Raw genomic sequence first — 24550 nt, forward strand, 5'->3', positions numbered from 1 at the left:
AAGGCGGCTCCACAAGTTAGGCCCCCGTGAAGCGGAGGCGGTACTAGAAGGAGGTTCAGGGTTATCTGCCACCCGCGAGGCGTTTTTACTGTCGCTGTCGTTCATCATGCCTGCCGCATATGCGGCTTCTGTTACCTTCGGACGAAATGGCCCATCCAAAAATGGGTTGCATCACCTTTAATCGGCGTAAGGATCGGCAATACCGAGCCCGGCCAATATCTGGGTTTCCAACCCTTCCATTTGAAGAGCTTCCTCTTCCTCGATGTGATCATACCCCAAAATATGCAGAAATCCATGCACCATTAGGTGGGTGAAATGATCTTCGAGGCTCTTGCCCAGATCTTTTGCTTCTAGCTCAAGAGTTTCTCGCGCCAGCGTAATGTCACCCAAAATACCGAAGACAGGCCCAAAAGGCTCGATTTGCGGAAAACTGAGAACATTTGTCGAGGAGTCTTTGCCACGCCACTCGGCGTTTAATTCTCGTTGTTCTTCATCATCGGTGAAAACAACAGATATTTCGGCAGGCCCTTTGAGGCGCGCTTTGGCGCCAGCGAGGGCCGCAAACACCGCCTTTTCAGCGAGTTCGTCAAAATGGTCTGGCCAACCATCCGCGTTGCGGATGATGGCCACTTCAAGAGGCAGAGTAGTCAGTTCGATTGTCCTTCGGCAGCATTCTGCTTGGCCAGACGGCGCGCAGTATCAGCCTCATAGGCCCGGACGATGCGGCCGACAAGCGCGTGGCGAACCACATCCTTGTCACCAAAGCGGGAAATGTGAACGCCTTCCACACCGTCGAGGAGGTGAACTGCTTCCACGAGGCCCGATTTTTCACCACGCGGTAGATCGACCTGTGTCGGATCGCCAGTGACGATCATCTTAGAGTTCTCACCCAAACGGGTGAGGAACATCTTCATCTGCATCGATGTGGTGTTTTGCGCTTCGTCGAGAATGACGACGGCATTGGAGAGCGTGCGACCGCGCATGAAGGCGAGCGGCGCGACTTCAATAATGCCCGAGGCAATGCAGCGCTCGACATTTTCAGGCTTCATCATATCGTGCAGCGCGTCGTAGAGCGGGCGCAGATACGGATCGACCTTATCCTTCATATCGCCGGGCAAGAAGCCGAGGCGTTCGCCCGCTTCCACCGCCGGGCGCGAGAGGATGATACGATTGATGTCGCCGCGCTCAAGAAGCGAGGCAGCATGGGCGACGGCGAGATAGGTTTTACCGGTACCTGCAGGGCCGACACCAAAAACCAATTCGCTGCGCTCCATGGCGCGCATATAGGCGTCTTGGGCAGGGGTTCGGGCAACGATGGTGGATTTGCGCGTGGCAATCTGGGCCATGCGCACCTTGCCCTTCTTTTCCAAGGACGGCAGCGTGAGCTGGCTGTCTTCGGTCTCGATCATGCGAATGACCGCATCGACATCGCCAATATCGGCGCGGCGACCTTCTTCAAGACCGGCGTAAAGAGATTCCAACACGCGACGCGCCTGATCAACCTTGGACGCTGCGCCCTTGAGCAACACATGATTGCCGCGCGGCGTGGCCGTGACGGCAAGACGTTGTTCAACGAGGGCGAGGTTTTGGTCGAAATCACCATAGAGCTGTGAAGCTAGGCGATTATCGTCAAAGGCGAGTTCGAGTTGTGATGCGAGGGCGTTATCTGCTGATGGTGACAAATGCCTGCTCAAACTTTCTCGGCTCCCAAAGGAGGCGCCGCGGGCTGCGTCGCCAACACATAACGACGCTAGGTGAATTTGCGTTCGCTGTCTTCAAGTATTTGGTGACAGTTTTATCTCAAAGCAAGGGCTGACATTTGGCGAGACTTGCGTTTGCGCGGCGCGCCTAAGCCCCTCTCAACCGGCCGATGGCCGACCTCTCCCCCCGGGGAGAGGTATGAGCCCCCCGCTAGCGGGGAGAGATTAGACGACTAGCTTTGGGCCAAACGCCCGACAAGCGAATTGGTCATGGTGCCAATGATCTCGACCTGATGGATATTGCCGATGAGATCTGGGCTGCCATCGAGGTGAACCGCTTGCAGGTAAGGCGAGCGACCGCCAATCTGACCGGCCTGACGACCAACGCGCTCGATAAGAACCGGCAGAGTTTTGCCGATCATGGAGGCGTGGAAGTCCGTGGTCTGCTGATTGACCAGCTCTTGCAGGCGATGGAGGCGCTCGGTTTTGACCTCTTCGGCGATTTGATCGCCCAGATTTGCGCCCGGCGTGCCGGGACGGGTCGAGTATTTGAACGAATAGGCCGAGGCGTAATTGGTCTGGCGGATGATATCGAGAGTGTCCTCGAAATCCTGATCGGTTTCGCCGGGGAAGCCGACGATAAAGTCGCCGGACATGGCCATGTCTGGACGCGCGGTTTTGATGCGCTCGATGAGCGCGAGATATTCAGCGCGCGTGTGCTTGCGGTTCATGGCCTTCAAAATGCGATCCGAACCGGACTGAACCGGCAGGTGCAAGTAAGGCATGAGAAGCGGCAGATCACGGTGCGCATTGATCAGCGCATCGTCCATGTCGCGGGGATGGCTGGTTGTGTAGCGCAGGCGCTCAAGGCCAGAAATTTCGGCGAGGAGATAAACCAGCGCGCCAAGGCCGACATCGCGCCCGGCGGCATCGGTGCCGTGGTAGGCGTTAACGTTCTGGCCCAGCAGGGTGATTTCCTTGACGCCGGCGTCGACCAGACGACGGGCTTCGTCGAGCACCTGGGAGACCGGACGGGACACTTCAGCGCCACGCGTATAGGGCACAACGCAGAAGGAGCAGAACTTATCGCAGCCTTCCTGCACAGTAAGGAAAGCGGTGAGGCCGCGCGCAACCATCACTTCTTTTTTGGCAGCAGGAAGATGAGCGAACTTATCTTCTTCGGGGAAGTCAGTGTCGATAACGGCGCGCTTGAGCGAGGGGTGCAGATGCTTGCGCGATTCGACCTGCGAGAGCATTTCAGGCAGGCGGTGGTAAGCCTGCGGACCAAAAACCAGATCGACCACGGGCGCGCGGCGGGCAATTTCTTCGCCCTCGGCCTGCGCCACGCAACCGGCAACACCGATCATCATATCGCTGCCAGCGGCGCGCTTTTCATCCTGCAATTCACGCAGGCGACCCAGTTCGGAGAAGACCTTTTCCGAGGCTTTTTCGCGGATGTGACAAGTGTTGAGCAGGACCAGATCGGCCTCAGCAAGCTCTTGCGTCGGCGTATAACCGTGCGGCGCCAAGGCGTCGGCCATGCGGTCGCTGTCATAGACATTCATCTGACAGCCATAAGTCTTGATGAACACCCGCTTGGGTGCGCTCGGGATCATAGTCTGGGTCATGGTGGCTCTTTAGCAGAGCCAAACAATTCATGCCATGCCTCTGCAACCGAACGCCGAGTTGCGGGTTATCTCGGTTATAGAAGTACTGATTATTGCAAGCAGGCACAGTCTGCACTTCGCACTAAGTGTTGGTTAGCCGATGGGTCGACGACAATAGCGTTAGGCGAGTAATCCGAAGCGTGGTTTTGGAACAAGGCTGGCGCGCAGGCGTTCAGATCGTCGTACACTAAGTTGATGCAGGGGCTATAATCGGATGGCAATCGCCGGGGTACACAAAGTGCCCAAGCTCGGTAAATTCCATCGCGGTCACTCGATCGCCACCTATCTCTATGCACTGGTGCTTGTGATCCTCATTCCCGCCTTTGCTGTCTCGGTCGTGCTGATCAATCGCGGCAACGACACCCAACAAGCCGTCGTCAACACACTGATCAATGCCACTGTGCAGGCCATGGGCTATTCGGTGGACCGTGAAGTTGCTGGCATGGCGACCACTTTGCGCGTTCTAGCCGCTACACAGGCCATGCAGGACGAAGACCTGATCAACTTCCACGCCCGCGCCACCCAAGCGCTGCAGGGAACGAGCACCTATCTGCTGGCCACGGATGACGAGTTCAACCAGATTTTGAACACGCGCATGCCCTTTGGCACCAAGCTGCCGAAAACCGCCGACCCGGTGACGGCGGCCTTGGCGCTCGAAACTGGGCGCCCCGCGATATCCAACCTCTTCATGGGCGCCGCCTCGCGGCGACATGTGTTCAGTGTGTGGCTCCCGGTCCAGACGACTGAAAGCGTTGCGCTTTTGGGACTGGCGCAAAATTCAGATGATCTTGCGCCAGCACTGCAATCACGCCAATTGCCCGAGGGCTGGCACGCGGCCCTCATTGATCTCAACAACGCGGTGATGGCGTCAACTTTGGACGCGGGACTTGAGGTCGCAGAGACGCTGCCACTGCGCCAAGACCAATCCAATTTGCCCGACGAGCGGTTTTCACGCGAGGTCTATGACGGCGAAGATGTGGTGAGTGTGCTCTGGCGCTCGCCTCTCACGGGCTGGCGTATCGTCGCTTGGGCGTCCGCTGCCAATGTGCAAAAGCCACTGGCCGACTCGCTGCAACAATTGGCCATTTGGGCGCTTGTCATTGCCGCGACCTCGACTGGGGTCGCCTTTTTGATCGCTGGCCGTATTCGTCATTCGGTCAAGGGGCTCAGCGTTGACGCGAGACGCCTTGGGCATGGCGAAACGGTCTATCCGCGCTCTTATCCGGTTGCCGAAATTGCCGAGGTGTCAAAAACGCTGGCCGTCGCCTCTGAGCAACGGCAAACCGCCGAGCGCGACATTCGTTTCCTGATGCGGGAGTTGGCACATCGCTCAAAGAACCAAATGGCCGTTATCGCCGCTATGGCCAAGCAAACGGCGCGGGGTTCTACCGATCTGCCCACCTATGTGCAGACCCTTGAGAAACGCATTTTGGGTCTGGCGCGCTCGACCGACCTGCTCTTGGCCAATGGTCGGGCTGGGGTGATGTTAAGTGAACTGGTCGACCAGCAATTGGGGCCTTTCCTGCCACCCGATGCAGACCGGGTGACCATTGACGGACCTGAGGTGCGCATCAACCCGCAAGGAGCACAGATTTTGGGCATGGCGCTGCATGAGCTGTCGACCAATGCCACGCGCTATGGCGCGTTTTATGAGCCAAGTGGGCGACTAAAGCTGAGCTGGGATATTAAAGACTCCATGCTGTTTATCCGCTGGCGTGAGTATCTGCGCTCGGAACTGGTGATGACCGACCGATCTGGCTTTGGCACGATTGTGTTGCGCACCATGGTGGGTGGAGCCCTAGGGGCAAAAGTGGAAAGAATCGCGCATCCCGATGGGGTTGAGTGGCAATTTCACGTCCCCCTCACCGCACTCGACCCGTCCTTTGCGGCGGCGCGACCCGAGGAGCAGCTGGCAGCCCAATAAATTCTGGTGTTTTGGGCCTATTTGCCCTATAGGTCCGCCCAGCTGGCGGCTTGTTGCATGACAAGACGGCCTGCCTTCATGGCCCTACCTGGACGACATCCTGGTTGGGGCGTCCACTTTCCTAACTGAAAAGGAACAGCTGATGTCGATTACTGCAGAACGCAAGGCAGAACTCATCAAGGAATACGCAACCACTGCAAACGACACCGGTTCGCCGGAAGTGCAGGTTGCGATTCTGTCTGAACGCATTGCGAACCTCACCGAACACTTCAAGGGCCACAAGAAGGACAACCACTCCCGTCGTGGTCTTCTCAAGCTCGTTTCGACCCGTCGTAGCCTGCTCGACTACCTCAAGAAGGTTGACGGCGCGCGCTACCAGTCGCTGATCGAAAAGCTCGGCCTGCGTCGCTAAAAAACTTCCGGCGCGTGAGGCAACTCTCGCGCCGGTTGCCCTTTTCCGGGGCAGTTTAGAGCAAACTCCCGCAATATGGCGGAAAGTGCTTTTAGGCCGGCGATGCCGGAGCATGGCAGGATTACCAGCCACTTCCGCTGAGGAGTTGCTCGTTGTCTTGTCCATGTTCTGACCCGCCAACAGAACCAGTGCCTGATTTTGAGCTGACATGCACATGGGGTGCATCATCAGTGCGGGCACATCGGTAGAGTTCGCTCGTGAAGGCCTCACGCGCGTTCCCGCTCTGCCGCAAAACAGAAAGACAAGTCATGTCGATCAATTTTGACCACCACAAGGTCGAGCTGAACTGGGGCGGCCAGCCGCTTACGCTCGAGACCGGTAAGATGGCTCGCCAGGCTGACGGTGCAGTCATTGCCTCGCTGGGCGAAACCGTTGTTCTCGCGACCGTGGTAAGCGCTAAGACCGCAAAGCCCGGCCAGGACTTCTTCCCTCTGACCGTCAACTACCAGGAAAAGTACTTCGCCGCGGGCAAAATCCCAGGCGGTTACTTCAAGCGTGAAGGCCGTCCGAGCGAGAACGAAACTTTGGTTTCGCGCCTCATCGACCGTCCGATCCGCCCACTGTTCCCAGATGGCTACAAGTTCGAAACTCAGGTCGTCATCACCGTTCTCCAGCACGACATGGAAAACAACCCAGACGTGCTCGCCATGGTCGCAGCTTCTGCTGCTCTGACCATCTCCGGCGTTCCGTTCATGGGCCCAATCGGCGCTGCGCGCGTTGGTTATGTCGATGGCGAATACGTTCTGAACCTGCCAGTTGATCGTCGTGCTGACAGCAAGCTTGACCTCGTCATGGCTGGCACGCAGGACGCCGTTCTGATGGTTGAATCGGAAGCTCAGGAGCTTTCGGAAGAAATCATGCTCGGCGCAGTGATGTTCGGTCACAAGGCATCGGCTCAGGTGATCGAAGCGATCATCAAGCTGGCTGAACTTGCTGCCAAGGAACCACGCGAATTCACTCCGCCAGACTTCTCGGCTCTCGAAGCTGAAGTCCTGACGATTGCTGAAGCTGACCTGCGCGCTGCTTACCAGATCACTGAAAAGGCTGCACGCTACGCTGCGGTTGCCGCTGCCAACACCAAGGTCAAGGAAGCTTTTGCTGCCAAGATCGAAGCTGGCGAAGTGTCCAAGGAAGCGCTCGGCGAAGTCGTTCACAACCTGCAGGCCAAGATCGTTCGCTGGAACATTCTGGACACCGGCAGCCGTATCGACGGCCGTGACACCAAGACCGTTCGCTCGATCGTTTCTGAAGTTGGTATCCTGCCACGCACCCACGGTTCGGCTGTGTTCACCCGCGGTGAAACTCAGGCGCTGGTTGTTGCGACCCTCGGTACTGCCGATGACGAACAGTTCATCGACAGCCTCGAAGGCACCCGCAAGGAAAACTTCCTCCTGCACTACAACTTCCCTCCATATTCGGTAGGTGAAGCTGGTCGTATGGGTTCCCCAGGCCGTCGCGAAATCGGTCACGGCAAGCTGGCTTGGCGCGCGATCAACCCGATCCGCCCATCGCTGGAAGAATTCCCATACACCATCCGTATCGTGTCCGAGATCACCGAATCGAACGGCTCGTCCTCGATGGCAACCGTTTGCGGCACCTCGCTCGCACTGATGGACGCTGGCGTTCCAATGAAGCGTCCAGTGGCCGGTATCGCCATGGGGCTGATCCTGGAAGGCGACAAGTACGCCGTTCTTTCGGACATTCTGGGTGACGAAGATCACCTCGGCGACATGGACTTCAAGGTCGCAGGGACCGAAGAAGGCATCACCTCGCTGCAGATGGACATCAAGATCGCCGGTATCACCGAAGAGATCATGAAGACCGCTCTGGCGCAGGCTAAGGACGGCCGCATCCACATTCTGGGCGAAATGGGCAAGGCCCTGAGCCAGAGCCGTGGTGAAGTCGGTGAATTTGCTCCGCGCATTGAAACCCTCAAGATCCCAACCGACAAGATCCGTGAAGTGATCGGCACCGGTGGCAAGGTTATCCGCGAAATCGTGGAAAAGACCGGCGCGAAGATCAACATCGAAGACGACGGCACCGTAAAGGTTTCGTCTTCGGAAGGTTCGCAGATCGACGCTGCGATCAAGTGGATCCGCTCGATCACCGACGAGCCAGAAGTGAACGCAATCTACCAGGGTACTGTCGTTAAGACCGCTGACTTTGGTGCATTCGTGAACTTCTTCGGCGCCAAGGATGGCCTCGTGCACATCTCCCAGCTGGCCGACCAGCGCGTTGCCAAGACCACCGATGTGGTCAAGGAAGGCGACAAGGTTTGGGTCAAGCTTCTGGGCTTTGACGAACGCGGTAAGGTTCGCCTCTCCATGAAGGTTGTCGATCAGGCAACAGGTCAGGAAATCGTGGCCGCTGCCAGGGATGATTCGGCTGAATAATTTCAGCTAAATTTTCCATCACCAATTTGAAGAAGGCCGGCTCTGCTGGCCTTTTTCTTTTAGCCTCAGTACGCATGTGCTTTTTGAGCAACATTTGCAGGATTGGGATTTTTGCGACACGGAACCGCCGCATTGGTGCCATGTTAAGGTAAGCAAAGGTATGGGTAGTGTCGAAGGCGGGATCCCTCGCCACATTCTCAACACCCCCCGTTTTGATTGAGGTTCCGAGTTGCTTTCTCGCCGTCTGTTCCTGATCGGGATTTCCGCCACTGCGCTGACAGCGTGTACAACAACACGTCAGCCTAAGGTGGTTGAGCCCACTTTCGACCCCTATTATGTCCGCATGTACGGCCCTCTCTATGACGAGCCACATCCGGTGGAAGCCATGGACCTGCGTCGCGTCGACCCCAAGTGGTGGCGCCAGGAAGTGGAGTATTTCACCTCCGAGCGTCCGGGCACGATCGTTATCGACACGCCAGCGCATTACCTCTACCTCGTCATGGAAAACAACCGCGCCCTGCGTTACGGCATCGGCGTCGGCAAGGACGAAGCCTTGGTGTTCCGCGGCAATGCCACGATCGGCCGCAAGGCTGCTTGGCCCCGTTGGACACCCACTCAATCCATGATCCGTCGTGAACCTGATCGTTATGGTCCATACGCCGGTGGCATGCCTCCGGGCCCGACCAATCCGCTTGGTCCGCGTGCGCTTTATCTCTATCGCAATGGGGCGGACACGCTGTTCCGTATTCACGGGACGACCGAGCCCTATACCATTGGTACCAATGTCTCTTCGGGCTGTATCCGCCTGATGAACCAAGACATTATCGACTTGTATTCGCGCGTGCCGGTCGGTGCGCGTGTGACGGTTGTCAACTAACCGTCCTATGTAGATTTGCTGGTGGCGCCCTTACCGTAGTCACTGTCGCCGGCAAAAATAGGGCCCGCTTCGCCTCCCGAAGCGGGCTTTTTTTTATGCGTTAGGCGTGATGTTCGGCGCCCAGCATGGCCAAGAACTGCGCAACGGCTTCTGGCGGCAAGCCGGCCGCCGCAAAGACTTCAGCGGCAAAGCTCACGGGTGCCGTTCCAGCTGCGGTGATGACACCATCAGCAGCGATAGCCTTGGTCTGGGCAATATAGTGCTGCGCACCGGCATAGGCCGGCACCAGAGCCGCGAGATAGCCGTCGCCATTGGAGGTGTGTGGGATAGCGTTCAGCAAGCCTGCACGGGCCGCAGGGAGCGTACCGCCACAAATGGCGGCAATGGTGGCGCCCGCCGCTTTGCTGGCCAGCAGAACTGGGGAGATGTCAGGCGCATCAGGCGCATCCCAAATTGTCCCGCCGCAGACGACCAAAACGCCCTCGGAGCAAACGTCGAGCTTGCCGGTATCGGCGACAAGCATTCCGCCCGCCGAGGTCAGATTGCCACCATTTGGCGATACAAAGCGGATGTCTGCCGCGAAAAAGAGACGCCCTGCCCCACTGATGAGCGCAATCTCCCAATCCGAAAAACCTTCGGTGAGGATGATGGTGATGGGGTGCATTGATTTCTCCTGATTATTCAGGAGCTTGATGCCAGAACAGTGACAGGGAATGTCAGTAGTAAACCCTTTTCTCCACCCATAAAAAAAAGGGCGTGACCGAAGCCACGCCCTTTTCTCAATTTGTTTTCAACGCGCTTAGAGCGAACGCTGGACGGTTTCGACGCGGAAGCATTCGATAACGTCGTTGGCACGAATGTCTTCGTAGTTTTCGAAGGCCATACCGCATTCCTGACCGACTTGCACTTCCTTGACTTCGTCCTTGAAGCGCTTGAGGGTCTTGAGCTTGCCTTCGTGGATAACCACGTTGTCGCGCAGCAGACGGACGCCAGCACCACGTTCGATGAAGCCTTCGGTGACCTGACAGCCAGCAACCTTGCCGACCTTGGTGATCTGGAACACTTCCTTGATCGAAGCGTAGCCGATGAAGGTTTCGCGACGTTCTGGAGCCAGGAGGCCGCTCATCGCACCCTTCACATCCTCGATGAGGTTGTAAATGATGTTGTAGTAGCGGATTTCGATCGCGTCGCGGTTGGCGAGTTCGTTCGCCTGCTTATTGGCACGGACGTTAAAGCCCATGACAATCGCGTTCGAAGCCTGAGCCAGGGTCACGTCGGACTCGGTGATACCACCAACGCCCGAGTAGATGATCTGAGCCGAAACTTCGTCGGTCGAGAGCTTGTTGAGCGAAGCAACGATCGCTTCGACCGAACCCTGCACGTCGCCCTTGATGATCAGCGGGAACTTGGAGATGCCGTTCGCCTTGAGCTGATTCATCATCTGCTCGAGGCTGGTTGCACCACCACCGGCTGTCTTTTCGCGGATTGCGCGCTGACGGTATTCGGTGACTTCACGAGCACGCGCATCGGTTTCAACAACCGAGAAGCGATCGCCAGCGGACGGAACGCCATTGAAGCCGAGGACTTCAACTGGAACCGAAGGACCGGCTTCCTTAACCTGCTCACCCTTGTCGTTAATCAGGGCGCGAACACGGGCGAACTCGGTGCCAGCAACAACAATGTCGCCAACCTTGAGCGTGCCACGCTGCACGAGAACCGTAGCCACTGGACCGCGACCGCGATCGAGCTTGGCTTCGATAACCTGGCCTTCAGCACGGCCATCACGAGCAACCTTGAGCTCGAGAACTTCAGCCTGCAGGAGGATGGTTTCGAGGAGCTTGTCGAGGCCCAGACCAGTCTTGGCCGAGAGTTCTACGTCGAGGACGTCGCCGCCCATGGTTTCGACGAAGACTTCGTGCTGCAAGAGTTCGGTGCGAACCTTCTGCGGATCAGCCGAAGGCTTATCCATCTTGGTGATCGCAACGATGATCGGAACACCAGCCGCCTTGGCGTGCTTGATGGATTCGATGGTCTGCGGCATGACGGAGTCGTCTGCTGCAACCACGAGGATGGCGATGTCGGTTGCCTGAGCACCACGAGCACGCATAGCGGTGAACGCTTCGTGGCCTGGGGTGTCGAGGAAGGTGATTTTCGCACCGTTCCGTTCAACCTGATACGCACCGATGTGCTGGGTGATGCCACCGGCTTCACCAGACACAACATTGGCATTGCGGATCGCATCGAGAAGTGAAGTCTTACCGTGGTCGACGTGACCCATGATGGTCACAACCGGCGCACGATCCGTCAGATCTTCTGCCTTGTCGTCCGAAGCGATGTCGAACAGGCCTTCTTCAACGTCGGCGTCCGAAACGCGCTTAACGGTGTGGCCGAGTTCAGTTGCGATCAGTTCTGCAGTGTCGGCGTCGATCACGTCGGTGATCTTGACCATCTGACCCTGCTGCATGAGCATCTTGATCACGGTGACCGAACGTTCGGCCATACGGTTTGCAAGTTCTGCAACCGTGATGACTTCTGGAATAACCACTTCACGCTGAAGCTTTGGCGCATCCTGCTGGTTGCGGCCCATCTTCTTGTCGCGACGACGCTTCATAGCGGCCAAAGACGGGCCACGATCACGATCGCTTTCGGTGGTTGCAGTCGAAACAGTCAGACGGCCACGCGAGGCGCCATTGTCCGCCTTACGGGTTGGACGTTCTGGCTGAGCGCGCGAGGCGCGACGTGCGTTCTCGAGTTCTGCTTCAGTGGTCGGACGAGCCTGAGGCGCACCAGCGCGGGTACGACGACCATCAGCTTCGCTTGGCGGCGCTGGTGGGACGTTACCGATTGGGGCCATGCCTGGGGACGGACGCGCGCTCGTTGGACGAGCACCGGTGCCGGCAGGACGGGTGTTCGCACCTGTTGGGCGGGTGTTCGTACCAGCTGGACGGGTGTTGCCACCGGCAGGACGGGTGCCTGTGCCTTCTGGACGGCGGTTGTCGCCGGTTGGACGAGCACCACCTTCTGGACGTTCGTTGCGTGTAGGACGCGCGGACTGACCCGGACGACCAGCAACGACGCGAACGTCGCGTGGGCCTGGATTGCGCTGGCTCGCTGGAACGAAGTCTTCGCGGGCTGGCTTTTCTTCGACGACCGGACGTTCTGCAGCAGCTACGGATGCAGCTTCTTCAGCGCGACGAGCTTCGTCAGCCTGACGGCGTTCTTCTTCCTGGCGTGCAGCTTCTTCGCGGATCTGACGACGACGGTTGTCATCTTCAATGCGGCGCGCTTCTTCTGCTGCAAAACGCTCACTATCTTCAGCCTGACGCGCGCCAGCGAGAGCAAGCGCCTTACGGCGTGCTTCTGCTTCCGCTGCCGAAAGGCCTAGCGGTGCGCGGTTCTGCTGCTGGGGGCGGCCACCCTGTGGTCGGCCCGAACCCTGGGGACGGCCACCGCCGCTACCCGTGCCGGTCTGTCCGGCGGGCTTGGGAACCACGCGAGTGCGCTTTTCCACGACTACGGTCGAGCGCGTGGGCGCGCGCGACATCCCGCCGGGGCGATTGCCCAGCCCGGCGCCGCCCTTGAGGGTCAGAGTCTTTTTGGCGCCGGTGTCGTCGGAACGCTTGTCGTCGTTATCAGCCATACTTCCTATCGTCTTTCGTCCTGGTCCGCGGGCAAAAGCTCACCAATGGCAGATGCACTGCCGGTGTCTTCTTGCGTCGGTTGGGCGTTGTAAATGGCGAGACGTCTCGCCTTTGCAAGCGCCGATTGCGCAGCTGCCCCTGTCGTCAGGGCAGCATGTATCACATTTTCCAACCCAAGTGCCAAACCCATTTGATCACTTGAGAGCAATTCGAAGTGCGGCACATCTGGGCCAGAGATGCCCTCGTCGCGCCGCGCATAATTGAGAGCCCGCAAGGACCCCGTCATCTTGTTCCGCCCATCGGGCGCCGCGTCAGTCGCGGTGATGAGCGCCAAGGCCGTTCCATTGTCAAGAACGCCTTTGACTTTAGTCGCTCCGGTCACAAATTGACCGGCCTTTTTCGCCATGCCCAGTGCCGAAAGATAGCGCTGCTCAAGACGCAGTCTGGTGAGTTGTGCCAGATCATCCGGAACGGTTACAGGGGCCTTTAGGCTCCGTGCAAACGCCTTTTTCCGGACAGCTTCTGACACAGCTTCGTGATTGAGCGAGATCCAGACCCCGCGCCCTTCAGCGCGTGCCTCGACATCGGGGACTAGCACCTCATCGGGGCCAACCACGAAACGCACCAGCGCCTCGACCGGCAATTCCTCGCGGGTCAAGGCACAAGTTCTAGTTGTTTCTACGCGCCGGGCCACTGCCAGGTGCTCCCAAGAGGAGGGCGGTCGTTAGACCGCCTCCTCCACAGACTGATCGTCTTCGTCTGCAGGAATTTCGTCTGCACTGATCCAACCAGCACGGATACGAGCCTGCATAATCATGTCTTCGGCTTCTTCGCGAGAAACCGGGAAGTCCTTGAAAGTACCTTCGAAGCGCTTCGTTTCGCCATCCTTGCGTTCGGTCCAGCCGATAAGATCATCCGCTGCACAACCAGCGAAGTCTTCGACCGTCTTAATGTCTTCCTTGCCCAGAGCCACCAACATGGCAGCGTTCAGGCCAGCAATTTCGTAAAGCTCGTCATCGACGCCAAGCTCCTTACGCTCTTCATCGAACTTGCGATCGATTTCAGCGAGGAAGTCAGCAGCGCGGGCCTGAATTTCACCAGCGGTTTCTTCATCGAAACCTTCAATGGTGGCGATTTCGCCCGGCTCGATATAGGCCAGTTCTTCAACCGAAGAGAAGCCTTCCGAAGCCAGAAGCTGGGCAACCATTTCGTCAACGTCCAGCGCCTGCATGAACAGGGTCGAGCGTTCGGTGAATTCCTTCTGGCGACGTTCGCTTTCTTCCTGCTCGGTCAGGATGTCGATATCCCAACCAATGAGCTGGCTGGCCAGACGCACGTTCTGACCACGGCGACCGATGGCGAGCGAAAGCTGCTCATCAGGAACCACAACTTCGATGCGCTCGGCCTGTTCATCGAGAACAACTTTGGCAACGTCAGCAGGCTGAAGCGCGGAAACGACGAGATCGGCAATGCCGTCGGTCCACGGAATAATGTCGATCTTTTCGCCCTGCAGTTCGGCCACGACAGCCTGAACACGCGAGCCACGCATACCAACGCAAGCGCCGACCGGATCGATCGAGCTGTCGTTCGAGGTAACGGCGATCTTAGCGCGCGACCCTGGGTCACGAGCGATGGAGCGAATGGTGATCACGCCATCATAGATTTCCGGCACTTCTTGCATGAAGAGCTTGGCCATGAACTGCGGATGGGTGCGCGAGAGGAAAATCTGCGGACCACGCTGTTCACGACGCACGTCATAAACATAAGCGCGGACGCGATCGCCGTAGCGGAACATTTCGCGCGGGATCAGTTCGTCACGACGAATGATGGCTTCGCCACGACCGAGGTCGACGATCACATTGCCATATTCAACGCGCTTAACCGAACCGTTGACGATTTCGCCAATACGGCCCTGGAATTCTTCGAACATACGGTCGCGCTCAGCGTCGCGGACCTTCTGAACGATAACCTGCTTAGCCGACTGAGCGGCGATACGGCCAAATTCCATTGGCGGCAGCGGCTCGGTGAGGAAGTCACCGATGCGCGCCTCAGGCGACTTGGTCTTGGCAAACTTGAGATCAACCTGGCGCGCTGGTTCTTCAACGAACTCAACGATCTCCAGCAGACGCCACATACGGGTTTCGCCCGAGCGTGGGTTGATCTCAACCTTGATTTCGGTTTCAGCGCCATAACGGCCCTTGGCCGCCTTTTCCATGGCGTCCTGCATGGCTTCGATGACGACCATACGGTCGATCGACTTTTCACGCGCTACAGCGTCGGCGATCTGCAACAGCTCAAGGCGATTCGCACTAACAGCCATTATTTGGACTCCTCAGACATATCGTCGTCATTATCGGCGTCGGCGTATTCAACCGTTTCGGTTTCGTCGTCGTCGATTGGATGCAGCTCTTGCTCAGCGCGAGCCATATCCATGAGCTTGTCGGTCATGACCAGCTTGGCTTCCCCAATGGTTGAGAAGGCGAGCTTGTGATTTGGATCAGTACCGCCCGGCGCATCAGGAAGAGTGATGGTCACGCCATCCGCATCCACCGCAGTGATGTCGCCACGGAAGCGCTTGCGGCCATTGACCATGTCCATCAGCTCGATCTTGGCTTCATGGCCAAGGAAGCGCTCATAATCGCGCTTACGAACGAGGGCCCGGTCGATGCCCGGCGAGGACACTTCCAGATGATATTCGCGTTCGATTGGATCTTCTACGTCGAGAACCGGAGACAGGTCCTTGGACAGATTTTCACAATCGGTAATGTTGAAGCGGCCATTGGCATCTTCAGCCATAATCTGAAGGGTGCAGCCGTTTTCCTGCGTGATTTTCACACGAACCAGCGAGTAGCCGAGGCCATTAGCCACCGGCTCAACGATGCGCGAGATGCGAGCTTCAAGCCCGGTCTCTTTAATGTAGCGCTTTTCGGTCAGATCGAAAGCCATTGGATCCCAAGATAACAAAAAGAGCGGGGGCCTTCCGGCACCCACTCTCAGAAGAGAGCAACGATGTTGGTCTCTATATAGACCCTCAACCCGCCAATGGCAAGCCAAGCGAGAGGCTTCTCATCACACGCGGGTATAGGTGAAATACCAGGAAATCATCCGACCTTCGCGACGCGCTTTCTGTTCATAGCGAGTCGGCTTCCAACCCGCATAAGGAATGTGCCAATCACCGGGCGCGCTGGTTTCAAAGCGGAACTCAGGGCAGCGCACTAGATGCGCCTGCGTCCAATCGGCATAATCTTCAATGTCTGAGGCAAAGAAGAAATTGCCCCCCGGACGAATGACGCGGGAGAGCTGCGCCAAGGTGGTCGGCGACACAAAGCGGCGCTTGTGGTGACGGCTCTTCGGCCACGGATCGGGATAGAGCAGATAAATCGCATCGACGGAGGCGTCGGGCAGGCTCATCAAAAACTTGAGCGCGTCATCGGTGAAGAGGCGTATGTTTTGCAGCTCAGCAGCAGCAATGGCCTGAACCATCTTACCGATACCGCCGGTAAAAACTTCGCAGCCAATAAAGCCGGTTTCTGGCTCTTCGGCGGCCTTGCGCGCCAGATGTTCGCCACCACCATAGCCGATCTCGACCACAATGCGCTTGGCATCGGGATAGATCGAGCGCGGATCAAATTGCTCTTGGAGTTTGATCTCAACCTGCGGCAGCAGATCATCGACCAGCTCAAGCTGCCCACCATGCAATTTCTTGCCAGAACGGCGACCAAAGAAGGCGCGCGGCTCGCCGGTGCGGGTTTTGGGTAGCTCGTGTTCGGTCATGGTCATCTAGAATAAATGAAGGGCCCCTTCGCTTGGTGCAAAAGAGGCCCTTGGTCAAGGTTATGCGCGTAAAGATCAGGCGACTGCGGCTTTGAGCGCCTTCACCAGATCGGTTTTTTCCCAAGAGAAAGACCCATCGCGGCCCGCCTTGCGACCAAAATGGCCGTAAGCAGCAGTGCGCGCATAAATGGGCTTATTGAGATCGAGATGGGTGCGAATGCCCCGCGGAGTCAGATCCATCACCTCAGCCAAAGCGGCTTCGAGCTTTGATTCATCGACCTTACCGGTGCCATGCAGATCGACATAGATCGAGAGCGGCTTGGCAACGCCAATGGCATAGGAGAGCTGAATGGTAGCGCGGTCGGCAAGACCGGCTGCAACCACGTTCTTGGCGAGATAGCGCGCAGCATAAGCGGCAGAGCGATCGACCTTGGTCGGATCTTTGCCAGAAAACGCGCCACCGCCGTGAGGCGCTGCACCACCATAAGTGTCGACAATGATCTTGCGACCGGTCAGGCCCGCGTCGCCATCTGGACCGCCAACGACGAACTTGCCCGTTGGGTTGACGTGCCAAACCGTGTCCGCCGAAATCCAGCCTTCCGGCAGGGCTTCGCGAATGTATGGCTCGACGATCTTACGGACGTCGGCGGAGGAGAGCGTTTCATCCAGATGCTGGGTCGAAAGGACGATCTGCGTCACGCCAACTGGCAGGCCGTTTTCGTAACGGACAGTCACCTGGCTCTTAGCATCTGGCCCCAGAACCGCAGCAGGACCGGTGCCGGACTTGCGCGCTTCGGTTAGGGTCTCAAGAATCTTGTGGGCGTAATAGATCGGCGCCGGTAGCAATTCAGGGGTTTCGCGCGCGGCATAGCCGAACATGATGCCCTGATCGCCAGCGCCAACATCCTTATTGCCGCTTTCGTCCACGCCCTGCGCAATGTCAGCGGACTGACCATGCAGCAGCACATCGATACGGCAGGTCTTCCAATGGAAGCCGTCCTGCTCATAGCCAATGGCGCGGATCGCCTTGCGAGCAGCAGATTTGAACTTGGACGGGTTCACCATCGGCGCACCGGCAGCATCGTGAACGATATTGCCCTGCTTGTCCTTCTTCAAAAGCGAATCGGGAACGCGCACTTCGCCAGCAATGACGACGCGATTGGTGGTCGCGAGCGTTTCACACGCGATGCGCACCTGCGCCGGATCCATGCCGGTCTTTTTAGCTTCCTTGAACACCAGATCCACAATCTCGTCCGAGATGCGGTCACAGACCTTATCGGGGTGACCTTCAGAAACGGATTCGGAGGTGAAGAGGTAAGACGAGCGTGCCACGCTAAAGTCCCCTAAAGTTCCAGGCGCCCGAGGGCGCACACATATTGAGCGTTTTGTGACACTGGCGAGGGGGCTGGTCAAGGAGGATATAAAGAAATCTTGATATGGTTATATCCCAATGCAGCGCATTTCATCTCGCAATTGTCCGCTTCGCCTTTCCATCGACACAGCTCTGTGCCAAGACAGGTGAAATTGAATTGCTGGACATCATTCATGGCCATCCGAGTACACCGCGGCGACCTGCCAAATCTGAACAACTACGGCCGCGAAGTTGCGATCGACACTGAAACAATGGGGCTCAACCCCAGTCGCGACCGCCTTTGCGTGGTGCAGCTTTCGCCGGGGGATGGCAGCGCTGACGTGGTGCAAATCCCGCAAGACGCAACTGAGGCACCGAACCTCGTCAAGCTGCTTGGCGACGCCAATGTGACCAAGATTTTCCACTATGCGCGCTTTGACGTCGCAGTGCTGAAAAACCGGTTTGGCGTGGTCACAGGTCCGATTTACTGCACCAAGATCGCCTCTAAGCTCGTGCGCACCTATACTGACCGCCACGGTCTGAAGGATCTTTCGCGTGAATTGCTCGGTGTCGACATGAGCAAGCAGCAGCAAAGCTCGGACTGGGGCAATACCAAGCTGACCGACGCGCAGCTTGAATATGCAGCTTCTGACGTTTTGCACCTGCACGACCTCAAGCGCCACCTAGACCGAATGCTGGCCCGCGAAGGCCGCACCGAGTTGGCGCAGCAATGCTTTGACTTCCTCAAGACCCGCTGCGAGCTCGATCTCTTGGGTTGGGAAGAAACCGACATTTTTGCTCATAGCTAAGAGTACCCCGCTCGATGAGCGACACGACGGCGAGTTCGAGAGCATTTAGAAGGCTGGCGCGGCGCAATCGCTTCGTCGGCCTCTTGCGTGTTTTCGTGCCGATTTTGGGCGTGGTGGTCTTTGCAGCCCTCTGTCTGCAACTCTACATTTCCAGCATCAGCGGGCGGTTTGAGGTCGGCAATATTACTGTCACCCCAGAGGCCGTGGTTGTCGAAGCGCCGGAATATGTGGGCGTCCTGCCGGACGGCTCGCGCTATCGGGTCTCCTCGGAAGGCGCGCGGTCGAGCAATGACCGGCGCGACTTTGTCGACCTCGAAAATGCTCGCCTCGTGATGGACCGCGCCGACGGCGTGCAGTTTATTGCCCAAACCAATGACGCCGAACTCGATACCCTGCGCGAACTCACCATCGCGCGCGGATTAACCGAGGTTTCGGACTCCACCGGTACAGTCGGGACGATTGTGAATTCGACCTTTGACTGGCGCAGCCAAATCCTGACCAGTGAAGGCCGTGTGGAAATTGATTACGCCGACGGTTCCTCTGTACGAGCCGAAGGTCTTGTTTATGATGCGGAAGCGGCACAGTGGACGTTCTCGCGCTCTGTCGTAACCATCCCCTCCACCCCGGGCGAGGGGCAGTCTGAGACTGAAGAAGGCGAAACACCATGAAACGCTGGTTAGCGATCCCCGCTGTGCTGATACCGCTTTTAGCAGCTAGCCCCGCGCAGGCCCAAAACCCTGTCGAGATCTCCTCGGATGAGTTCGTGATGAACGAAACCGACCGGGAAGCAGTGTTCACCGGCAATGTTGTGGTCAAGCATCCCGTTGTAACCGTCTGGGCGCCCAAGGTTGTGGCGACCTATGGCGATGGCGGCACCAGCGACATCAAAACCTTTGAGGCCACCGGGGGCAATGTGCGCCTGCTGACCAAGGACCAGGATTCAACCGGCGACCGCGCCGTGTTCACCCCGGCCGACCAGCTGATGCGCCTCACCGGCAATGTGAAGGTGAAGAACGCATCCGGCACTGTCGATGCGACCGAATTGGTGGTGAACCTTGAAACCAATGTCTCGACCTTCACCAGTTCTGGCGGCGGCCGCGTGACGGGGGTTTTCACCTCTCAATGAGTGCAGAAACCTCAGCACGTGTCGACCAGACCGGTTGGCTGGTCGCCAATAATTTGGCCAAGAGCTTTGGCAAGCGCGTCGTCGTGCGCGATGTGTCGCTCGCTGTGAGGCGCGGCGAAGCCGTTGGCCTACTTGGCCCGAATGGCGCTGGCAAAACCACCGTTTTCACTATGATCATGGGCCTGGTGAAGCCGGACGCAGGCACCATTGTTATTGATGGTCAAAACATCACCCGCCTGCCGCTTTTTCAGCGCGGGCAGCTGGGGATCGGCTACCTCCCTCAGGAGCCAAGCATTTTTCGCGGGCTGACCGTCACCGGCAATATCATGGCCGTGCTTGAAAACACGGTCAGTGGCAAGGCTGAGCGCAAGCGTCGCCTGGAAGCGCTGCTGAGCGAATTTTCTATTGAACATCTCGCGAAATCTAATGCCCTCGCCCTTTCGGGCGGCGAGCGTCGGCGCGTCGAGATCGCGCGTGCCCTTGCGGCTGACCCTGCCTTTATGCTGCTCGACGAGCCGTTTGCGGGCGTTGACCCCATTGCCGTGGCTGAAGTGAAGGGCCTCGTGCGCCAGCTCACCCAACGTGGCATTGGCGTGCTGATCACCGACCACGCTGTGCGTGAGACCCTTGGCCTCGTCGATCGCGCCTATCTTATCCATGGCGGCAAGGTGATGATCCAAGGCAAGCCAGAGATGATTTCGGCCGATCCAGAAGCACGACGGGTCTATCTGGGCGAAGGTTTCTCCATCTAGCGCGTTCTGGTTAAACTGAATTTCGTCGCCTGAAATATCTGGCACGAAACTTGCCGGACGCCTTATTTTGTTGCATGGTCCCGGCGGGAAGCGGCCTTATCGGCCGGACATTGCAACACGAGACCTCACACGCATGGCGCTTTCGCCACGGCTGGAATTTCGCCAGTCCCAATCGCTAACGCTGACGCCGCAGCTGATGCAGTCCATCAGACTGCTGCAGCTTAGCCATCTTGAGCTCAACGCTTTCGTTGAGACCGAGCTGCTGCGCAATCCGCTGCTGGAGCGTGAAGAGGGGCCGAGCGAAGACAGTGCCGATAGCGAGCCGGTGGAAACGCCGGTTGAGATGAGCGCCTATGAAGACACTGTCGCGCAGGGCGAACGTATTCAAGACGCTGACCAAATCGCCGAGGGCTATGACACTGCGATCGAAAACGTCTTCCCCGATGCCATTCCGCAAGACATTGGCCAGACCTCTGGGCCGGACCGTGGCGGCTCGTTTGATGGCGGCGAAACATCGGACCTCGACCAATATGTCGCCGCTAAGCCGCGCCTGTCCGATCATTTGGAAGCGCAAGCCAATATGGTGCTGCGCACGACAGCCGATCGGCTGATCGCCCAACATCTCATCGATGGGCTGAACGAGGCTGGCTATCTCAGCGTCGAACTCGACAGCATCGCCGAGCTGCTCGGAGCCGACATCGAAGATGTTGAGGCAGTATTGCAGGTGCTGCAGACCTGCGAGCCCATGGGACTGTTCGCGCGTTCGGTGGCCGAGTGTCTGACACTCCAGCTCATCGAGCGGGATAGATTTGACCCGGTGATGCAAAAGCTGATCGAGAACCTGGATTTGCTGGCCGACCATAATATGTCGGCGCTGCTCAAAACCATCGGCTGCGACAAGGAAGATCTGATCGATATGTTGGCCGAGCTCAAGCAGCTCGACCCCAAGCCCGGCCTAGCGTTTGATATCGCGCCAGTGGAGTCTATCGTTCCGGACGTGTTCGTTCGGCCAGGGCCTGATGGCGGGTGGCAGATTGAGCTCAATTCCGAAATCTTGCCGCGCGTACTCGTCAACCGCGTTTATTACGCAACGGTGACCAAGAAGACCCGCGATACGGCCGAGAAGACTTTTCTGATCGACTGCCTGCAAACCGCAAACTGGCTGACCAAGAGCCTAGATCAGCGGGCGCAAACCATTACCAAGGTGGCGACAGAAATCGTTCGTCAGCAAGATGGATTTCTGACCCACGGGGTCTCGCACCTCAAGCCGATGACGCTGAAAATGGTGGCCGAAGCCATTGAAATGCACGAGTCGACCGTGTCGCGCGTGACGGCCCAAAAATATATGGCCACCCCCCGCGGCCTTTATGAGATGAAGTATTTCTTCACCACCGCCATTGCCTCATCGGAGGGCGGGGCCGACCATTCGGCGGAAGCCGTGCGCCATCGGATCAAAAATTTGATCGACACCGAAGACGCCAAGGCCATTCTCTCTGACGACACCATCGCCGAGATTTTGCGCAAAGAGCAGGGTATCGAATTGGCCAGACGCACTGTGGCCAAATACCGCGAAGGCATGAATATCCCTTCCTCGGTCATTCGCCGTCGTCAAAAGAAGAACCTCGCCGACTAAACTGGTCCCGCGCGCCTGCGCGTCTGACGGCCAAAATCTGTCGAGATTTCAGTCTGATTTGGCGGCTTTCGGCTTGGCTCGACCCGTGGTGGTTAGGGGCTGATGCCGCCGCCGACTAGACCGGGTGAAGTGACTGACAGGGCGCAATTTCTGCGCGTCGCGCTGACACAGAAAAAACCTTGAGCGCTAAGCAAAGTTTTTCGGAACTAAGGGCAAAACGCCCCGTTATTTCAGCGCGAAGCGTAGTCTGACAAAGGAGTGCTGTCACCTCGCTAAACTCCTAAGGAAGCCTAGTTCGTCATGGACTTGGGTTAAGAGCGGGGCTAGCATCCTCTTGTCAGTGCGGTTTCGCGTGCTGACAGACGCAGATCCCGTAAAGCCGGGAAGCGGCTTACGGAACATCTCGTCTGGCCATACGACCGAAAGGAAGAAAGCCATGACCCTACGTGTTTCGGGAAAGAATATGGACGTTGGTGATGCCCTGCGTGGCAAAGCCCAAGATCACGTCGCTCACGTGGTGCGAAAGTACTTCGACGGCGGCTATGACGGCCATCTTACCCTGACGCCCGATGGCATTGGTTTCCATGCCGACTGCGTGGTTCACCTTGATACAGGGGCTACGCTGCAGGTGAGCGGGAAGGCGCAAGACCCGACCGCGACCTATGAAATCGTCGCAAACAATATCGAAAAAAGACTCCGCCGTTATAACCGCAAGCTGCGCTCGCACCGTCGTGCGGAAGCAAATGCCGAGGACGACTTCGTCGCGCAATACACAGTTTTTGGAGGGACAGAGGGTGTTGACGAGCTCGAAGAGGACTATGCTCCGCCGGTGATTGCCGAGACCACGAAAAACCTCAGACAGATGAGCGTAGACGAGGCCGTTATGGAGCTCGACTTTACCGGTCAACAAGTCGTTATGTTCCGCCACGCTGGACATGGCGGTCTGAATGTGGTCTACCGCCGCGCGGACGGCAATATCGGCTGGATTGACCCAGCCCTGAGCGCCAGTTAATGGGCGCCCGCCGACTGTTTTCGCTGATGAGACCCTAAGGCAGACTTATGGAATTGGCCGATATTCTGGCAGAACATGCCGTGCTGACTTGCACGGGTGTGCGCGACAAACGCCATCTGTTTGAGCTCCTTTCCCAAAAGGGCGCCGAGCTTACCGGATTTCCTGCAGAGACCATTCTCGAAGTGCTGATGGCACGAGAAGAGTTGGGTTCGACAGGTTTGGGCAACGGAATTGCTATCCCGCATGGCAAGGTATCCGGACTCCAAGGCGTAACCGCTGTGTTCGCTCGCCTTGATGAGGCGATCGAGTTCGACGCTGTCGACGACCAGCCAGTGGACATTGTTGTGATGCTGCTCGCCCCTGTTGGCGCTGGCGCTGATCACCTCAAGGCCCTCTCACGCGTAGCGCGCATTCTGCGCACCGAAAGCGTGGTCGACCAACTCCGAGCCGAAAACGATGCAGATCGTCTGCACGTGCTGCTGACCGAGCAGTTGGAAGAAGACGCGGCGTAAACCGCTAGGCAAAGATTAAAAAACCCCCGCAGCACGCGCTCCGGGGGTTTTTCTTTGGGCTTTTCAACTCCGCCTAATGCAGAGTTGCGACGCCTATCCGCTGGTCCGACAGCCATTCTGCGACGGCCTCGGTGGTATCAGCCACCATGAGCGGGGTGCCATCAGCAGACATCACCAGGTGATATTCACCAGCGGCGTCGAAATGACCTTCCTCGATGAGCGTCGTCAGCAGCGAACCAGGCACGGCTTTAATATAGGCGACCGCATCACCCCCGAGCGCGGCAAACTGGGCGCGCGTGAGATGCTTAAGCGGGTTCAGTTCATCCGCATGAAGGTCGGAATTGCTTTTGTCCATCATCGGGTCGGCCCTTTCCTTTCCTTGGCTCTCTCCTGGCACGGGCCGGAGGCTCGGCCCTTGGGGAGGAGTGCTCATTTAGAGAGAGCGAATGTTGATAATTCGGGCGATCTTCTGAGCGCGAGGACGCTCAGCAGTGATAACGAGCATACCATGCCCTAAAGTTGCATCGAGGACTTGCATTCCGTCGGCAAGCAGAAAGCTCCGTTGGAATTGGCGGGCCGCAATGCCGCGATGCAGATAGTCACGACCGGGGTCGTCTTTCTGTTTTCCTCGTAGCTGCAGCTGATTGTCTTCAACCTGCACCTCGAGTTCATTTTGCGAGAACCCAGCGACGGCAACCGAGATCAAAAATCGTTCAGCGCCATCTTCGGTCTGAACGCGCTCGATATTATAGGGCGGATAGCCGTCAGCAGCACGCTGAAGGCGATCAATGCGCTCCTCGAAGTTATCAAACCCGAGGAGGAAAGGTGCGGAAAACACCGAAATACGCGACATTTAAGCGTCCTTGAACATCAAGCAACGTCCTGTCGCAGACCCGAACACATATGG

22 protein-coding genes and 1 pseudogene are annotated in these 24550 nt (G+C 57.7%); 11 read left to right on the forward strand and 12 right to left on the reverse strand.

Annotated features, from left to right (window positions below):
- Positions 1–177 precede the first annotated feature (177 nt).
- From ybeY to miaB, 3 genes are all read right to left on the reverse strand, one after another.
- Positions 178–657, reverse strand: coding sequence for an rRNA maturation RNase YbeY (gene ybeY / locus HKD40_RS03405; RefSeq protein ID WP_282567637.1), 480 nt, complete (start codon positions 655–657; stop codon positions 178–180).
- Entirely contained in the window at positions 648–1682 is a 1035-nt protein-coding gene (locus HKD40_RS03410; RefSeq protein ID WP_248305890.1) for a PhoH family protein, read from the reverse strand. Before HKD40_RS03410 ends, ybeY begins: the two co-directional genes overlap by 10 nt.
- Before the next feature lie 251 nt (positions 1683–1933).
- A complete protein-coding gene (miaB, locus tag HKD40_RS03415; RefSeq protein WP_169194321.1) occupies positions 1934–3328 on the reverse strand; it encodes a tRNA (N6-isopentenyl adenosine(37)-C2)-methylthiotransferase MiaB in 1395 nt (464 codons plus the stop codon).
- A gap of 277 nt (positions 3329–3605) precedes the next feature.
- Between miaB and HKD40_RS18160 the strand changes: the two genes are divergently transcribed.
- The 4 genes and pseudogenes from HKD40_RS18160 (at position 3606) to HKD40_RS03435 (ending at position 9033) form a co-directional block, all read left to right on the forward strand.
- Complete coding sequence (locus HKD40_RS18160) at positions 3606–5291, forward strand: sensor histidine kinase (protein WP_169194322.1); 1686 nt, start codon at positions 3606–3608, stop codon at positions 5289–5291.
- A 104-nt stretch (positions 5292–5395) separates the two neighbouring features.
- Positions 5396–5703 (forward strand): annotated as a pseudogene (rpsO, locus tag HKD40_RS03425) (30S ribosomal protein S15).
- Positions 5704–6011: 308 nt separating this feature from the next.
- A complete protein-coding gene (pnp, locus tag HKD40_RS03430) occupies positions 6012–8156 on the forward strand; it encodes a polyribonucleotide nucleotidyltransferase (RefSeq protein ID WP_169194324.1) in 2145 nt (714 codons plus the stop codon).
- 229 nt (positions 8157–8385) lie between these two features.
- Complete coding sequence (locus tag HKD40_RS03435) at positions 8386–9033, forward strand: L,D-transpeptidase (RefSeq protein WP_169194325.1); 648 nt, start codon at positions 8386–8388, stop codon at positions 9031–9033.
- 100 nt (positions 9034–9133) lie between these two features.
- Here the strand turns inward: HKD40_RS03435 and HKD40_RS03440 are convergent, their stop codons facing one another.
- The 7 genes from HKD40_RS03440 to metK form a co-directional block, all read right to left on the reverse strand.
- The gene (locus HKD40_RS03440) at positions 9134–9697 is read right to left on the reverse strand and encodes a DJ-1/PfpI family protein (protein WP_169194326.1); all 564 of its coding nucleotides are present in this window, start codon (positions 9695–9697) and stop codon (positions 9134–9136) included.
- Between the two features lie 135 nt (positions 9698–9832).
- Positions 9833–12673, reverse strand: a complete 2841-nt coding sequence (gene infB, locus HKD40_RS03445; RefSeq protein ID WP_169194327.1) for a translation initiation factor IF-2 — start codon at positions 12671–12673, stop codon at positions 9833–9835.
- Positions 12674–12678: 5 nt separating this feature from the next.
- Entirely contained in the window at positions 12679–13368 is a 690-nt protein-coding gene (locus tag HKD40_RS03450; RefSeq protein WP_282567605.1) for an RNA-binding protein, read from the reverse strand.
- Positions 13369–13398: 30 nt separating this feature from the next.
- Positions 13399–14994, reverse strand: coding sequence for a transcription termination factor NusA (gene nusA / locus HKD40_RS03455; RefSeq protein ID WP_169194329.1), 1596 nt, complete (start codon positions 14992–14994; stop codon positions 13399–13401).
- Complete coding sequence (rimP, locus tag HKD40_RS03460; RefSeq protein ID WP_169194330.1) at positions 14994–15620, reverse strand: ribosome maturation factor RimP; 627 nt, start codon at positions 15618–15620, stop codon at positions 14994–14996. Before rimP ends, nusA begins: the two co-directional genes overlap by 1 nt.
- A gap of 123 nt (positions 15621–15743) precedes the next feature.
- Complete coding sequence (gene trmB, locus HKD40_RS03465; RefSeq protein WP_169194331.1) at positions 15744–16448, reverse strand: tRNA (guanosine(46)-N7)-methyltransferase TrmB; 705 nt, start codon at positions 16446–16448, stop codon at positions 15744–15746.
- 75 nt (positions 16449–16523) lie between these two features.
- The gene (gene metK / locus HKD40_RS03470) at positions 16524–17780 is read right to left on the reverse strand and encodes a methionine adenosyltransferase (protein ID WP_169194332.1); all 1257 of its coding nucleotides are present in this window, start codon (positions 17778–17780) and stop codon (positions 16524–16526) included.
- Positions 17781–17993: 213 nt separating this feature from the next.
- Between metK and HKD40_RS03475 the strand changes: the two genes are divergently transcribed.
- From HKD40_RS03475 to HKD40_RS03505, 7 genes are all read left to right on the forward strand, one after another.
- On the forward strand, positions 17994–18608 hold the full coding sequence (locus HKD40_RS03475; protein WP_169194333.1) for a ribonuclease H-like domain-containing protein: 615 nt from the start codon (positions 17994–17996) through the stop codon (positions 18606–18608).
- Positions 18609–18622: 14 nt separating this feature from the next.
- Entirely contained in the window at positions 18623–19276 is a 654-nt protein-coding gene (locus HKD40_RS03480; RefSeq protein ID WP_169194334.1) for a hypothetical protein, read from the forward strand.
- Positions 19273–19734, forward strand: a complete 462-nt coding sequence (locus HKD40_RS03485; RefSeq protein WP_169194335.1) for an LptA/OstA family protein — start codon at positions 19273–19275, stop codon at positions 19732–19734. Before HKD40_RS03480 ends, HKD40_RS03485 begins: the two co-directional genes overlap by 4 nt.
- Positions 19731–20486, forward strand: a complete 756-nt coding sequence (gene lptB, locus HKD40_RS03490; RefSeq protein WP_169194336.1) for an LPS export ABC transporter ATP-binding protein — start codon at positions 19731–19733, stop codon at positions 20484–20486. Before HKD40_RS03485 ends, lptB begins: the two co-directional genes overlap by 4 nt.
- 133 nt (positions 20487–20619) lie before the next feature.
- Positions 20620–22119: an RNA polymerase factor sigma-54 gene (gene rpoN, locus HKD40_RS03495; protein WP_169194337.1), complete on the forward strand. Its 1500-nt coding sequence runs from the start codon at positions 20620–20622 to the stop codon at positions 22117–22119.
- 436 nt (positions 22120–22555) lie between these two features.
- Positions 22556–23131, forward strand: a complete 576-nt coding sequence (locus HKD40_RS03500; RefSeq protein ID WP_169194338.1) for an HPF/RaiA family ribosome-associated protein — start codon at positions 22556–22558, stop codon at positions 23129–23131.
- Between the two features lie 47 nt (positions 23132–23178).
- On the forward strand, positions 23179–23643 hold the full coding sequence (locus tag HKD40_RS03505; protein WP_169194339.1) for a PTS sugar transporter subunit IIA: 465 nt from the start codon (positions 23179–23181) through the stop codon (positions 23641–23643).
- A gap of 73 nt (positions 23644–23716) precedes the next feature.
- Here HKD40_RS03505 and HKD40_RS03510 read toward each other — a convergent pair whose 3' ends face one another.
- Together HKD40_RS03510 and HKD40_RS03515 are read right to left on the reverse strand one after the other, a co-directional pair.
- Positions 23717–24001, reverse strand: a complete 285-nt coding sequence (locus HKD40_RS03510) for a DUF1150 family protein (protein ID WP_169194340.1) — start codon at positions 23999–24001, stop codon at positions 23717–23719.
- A gap of 75 nt (positions 24002–24076) precedes the next feature.
- The gene (locus HKD40_RS03515) at positions 24077–24496 is read right to left on the reverse strand and encodes an Hsp20 family protein (RefSeq protein ID WP_169194341.1); all 420 of its coding nucleotides are present in this window, start codon (positions 24494–24496) and stop codon (positions 24077–24079) included.
- Positions 24497–24550 lie beyond the last annotated feature (54 nt).

It is taken from the genome of Devosia sp. MC1541 (genome assembly GCF_012847305.1).
Taxonomy (GTDB): domain Bacteria; phylum Pseudomonadota; class Alphaproteobacteria; order Rhizobiales; family Devosiaceae; genus Devosia.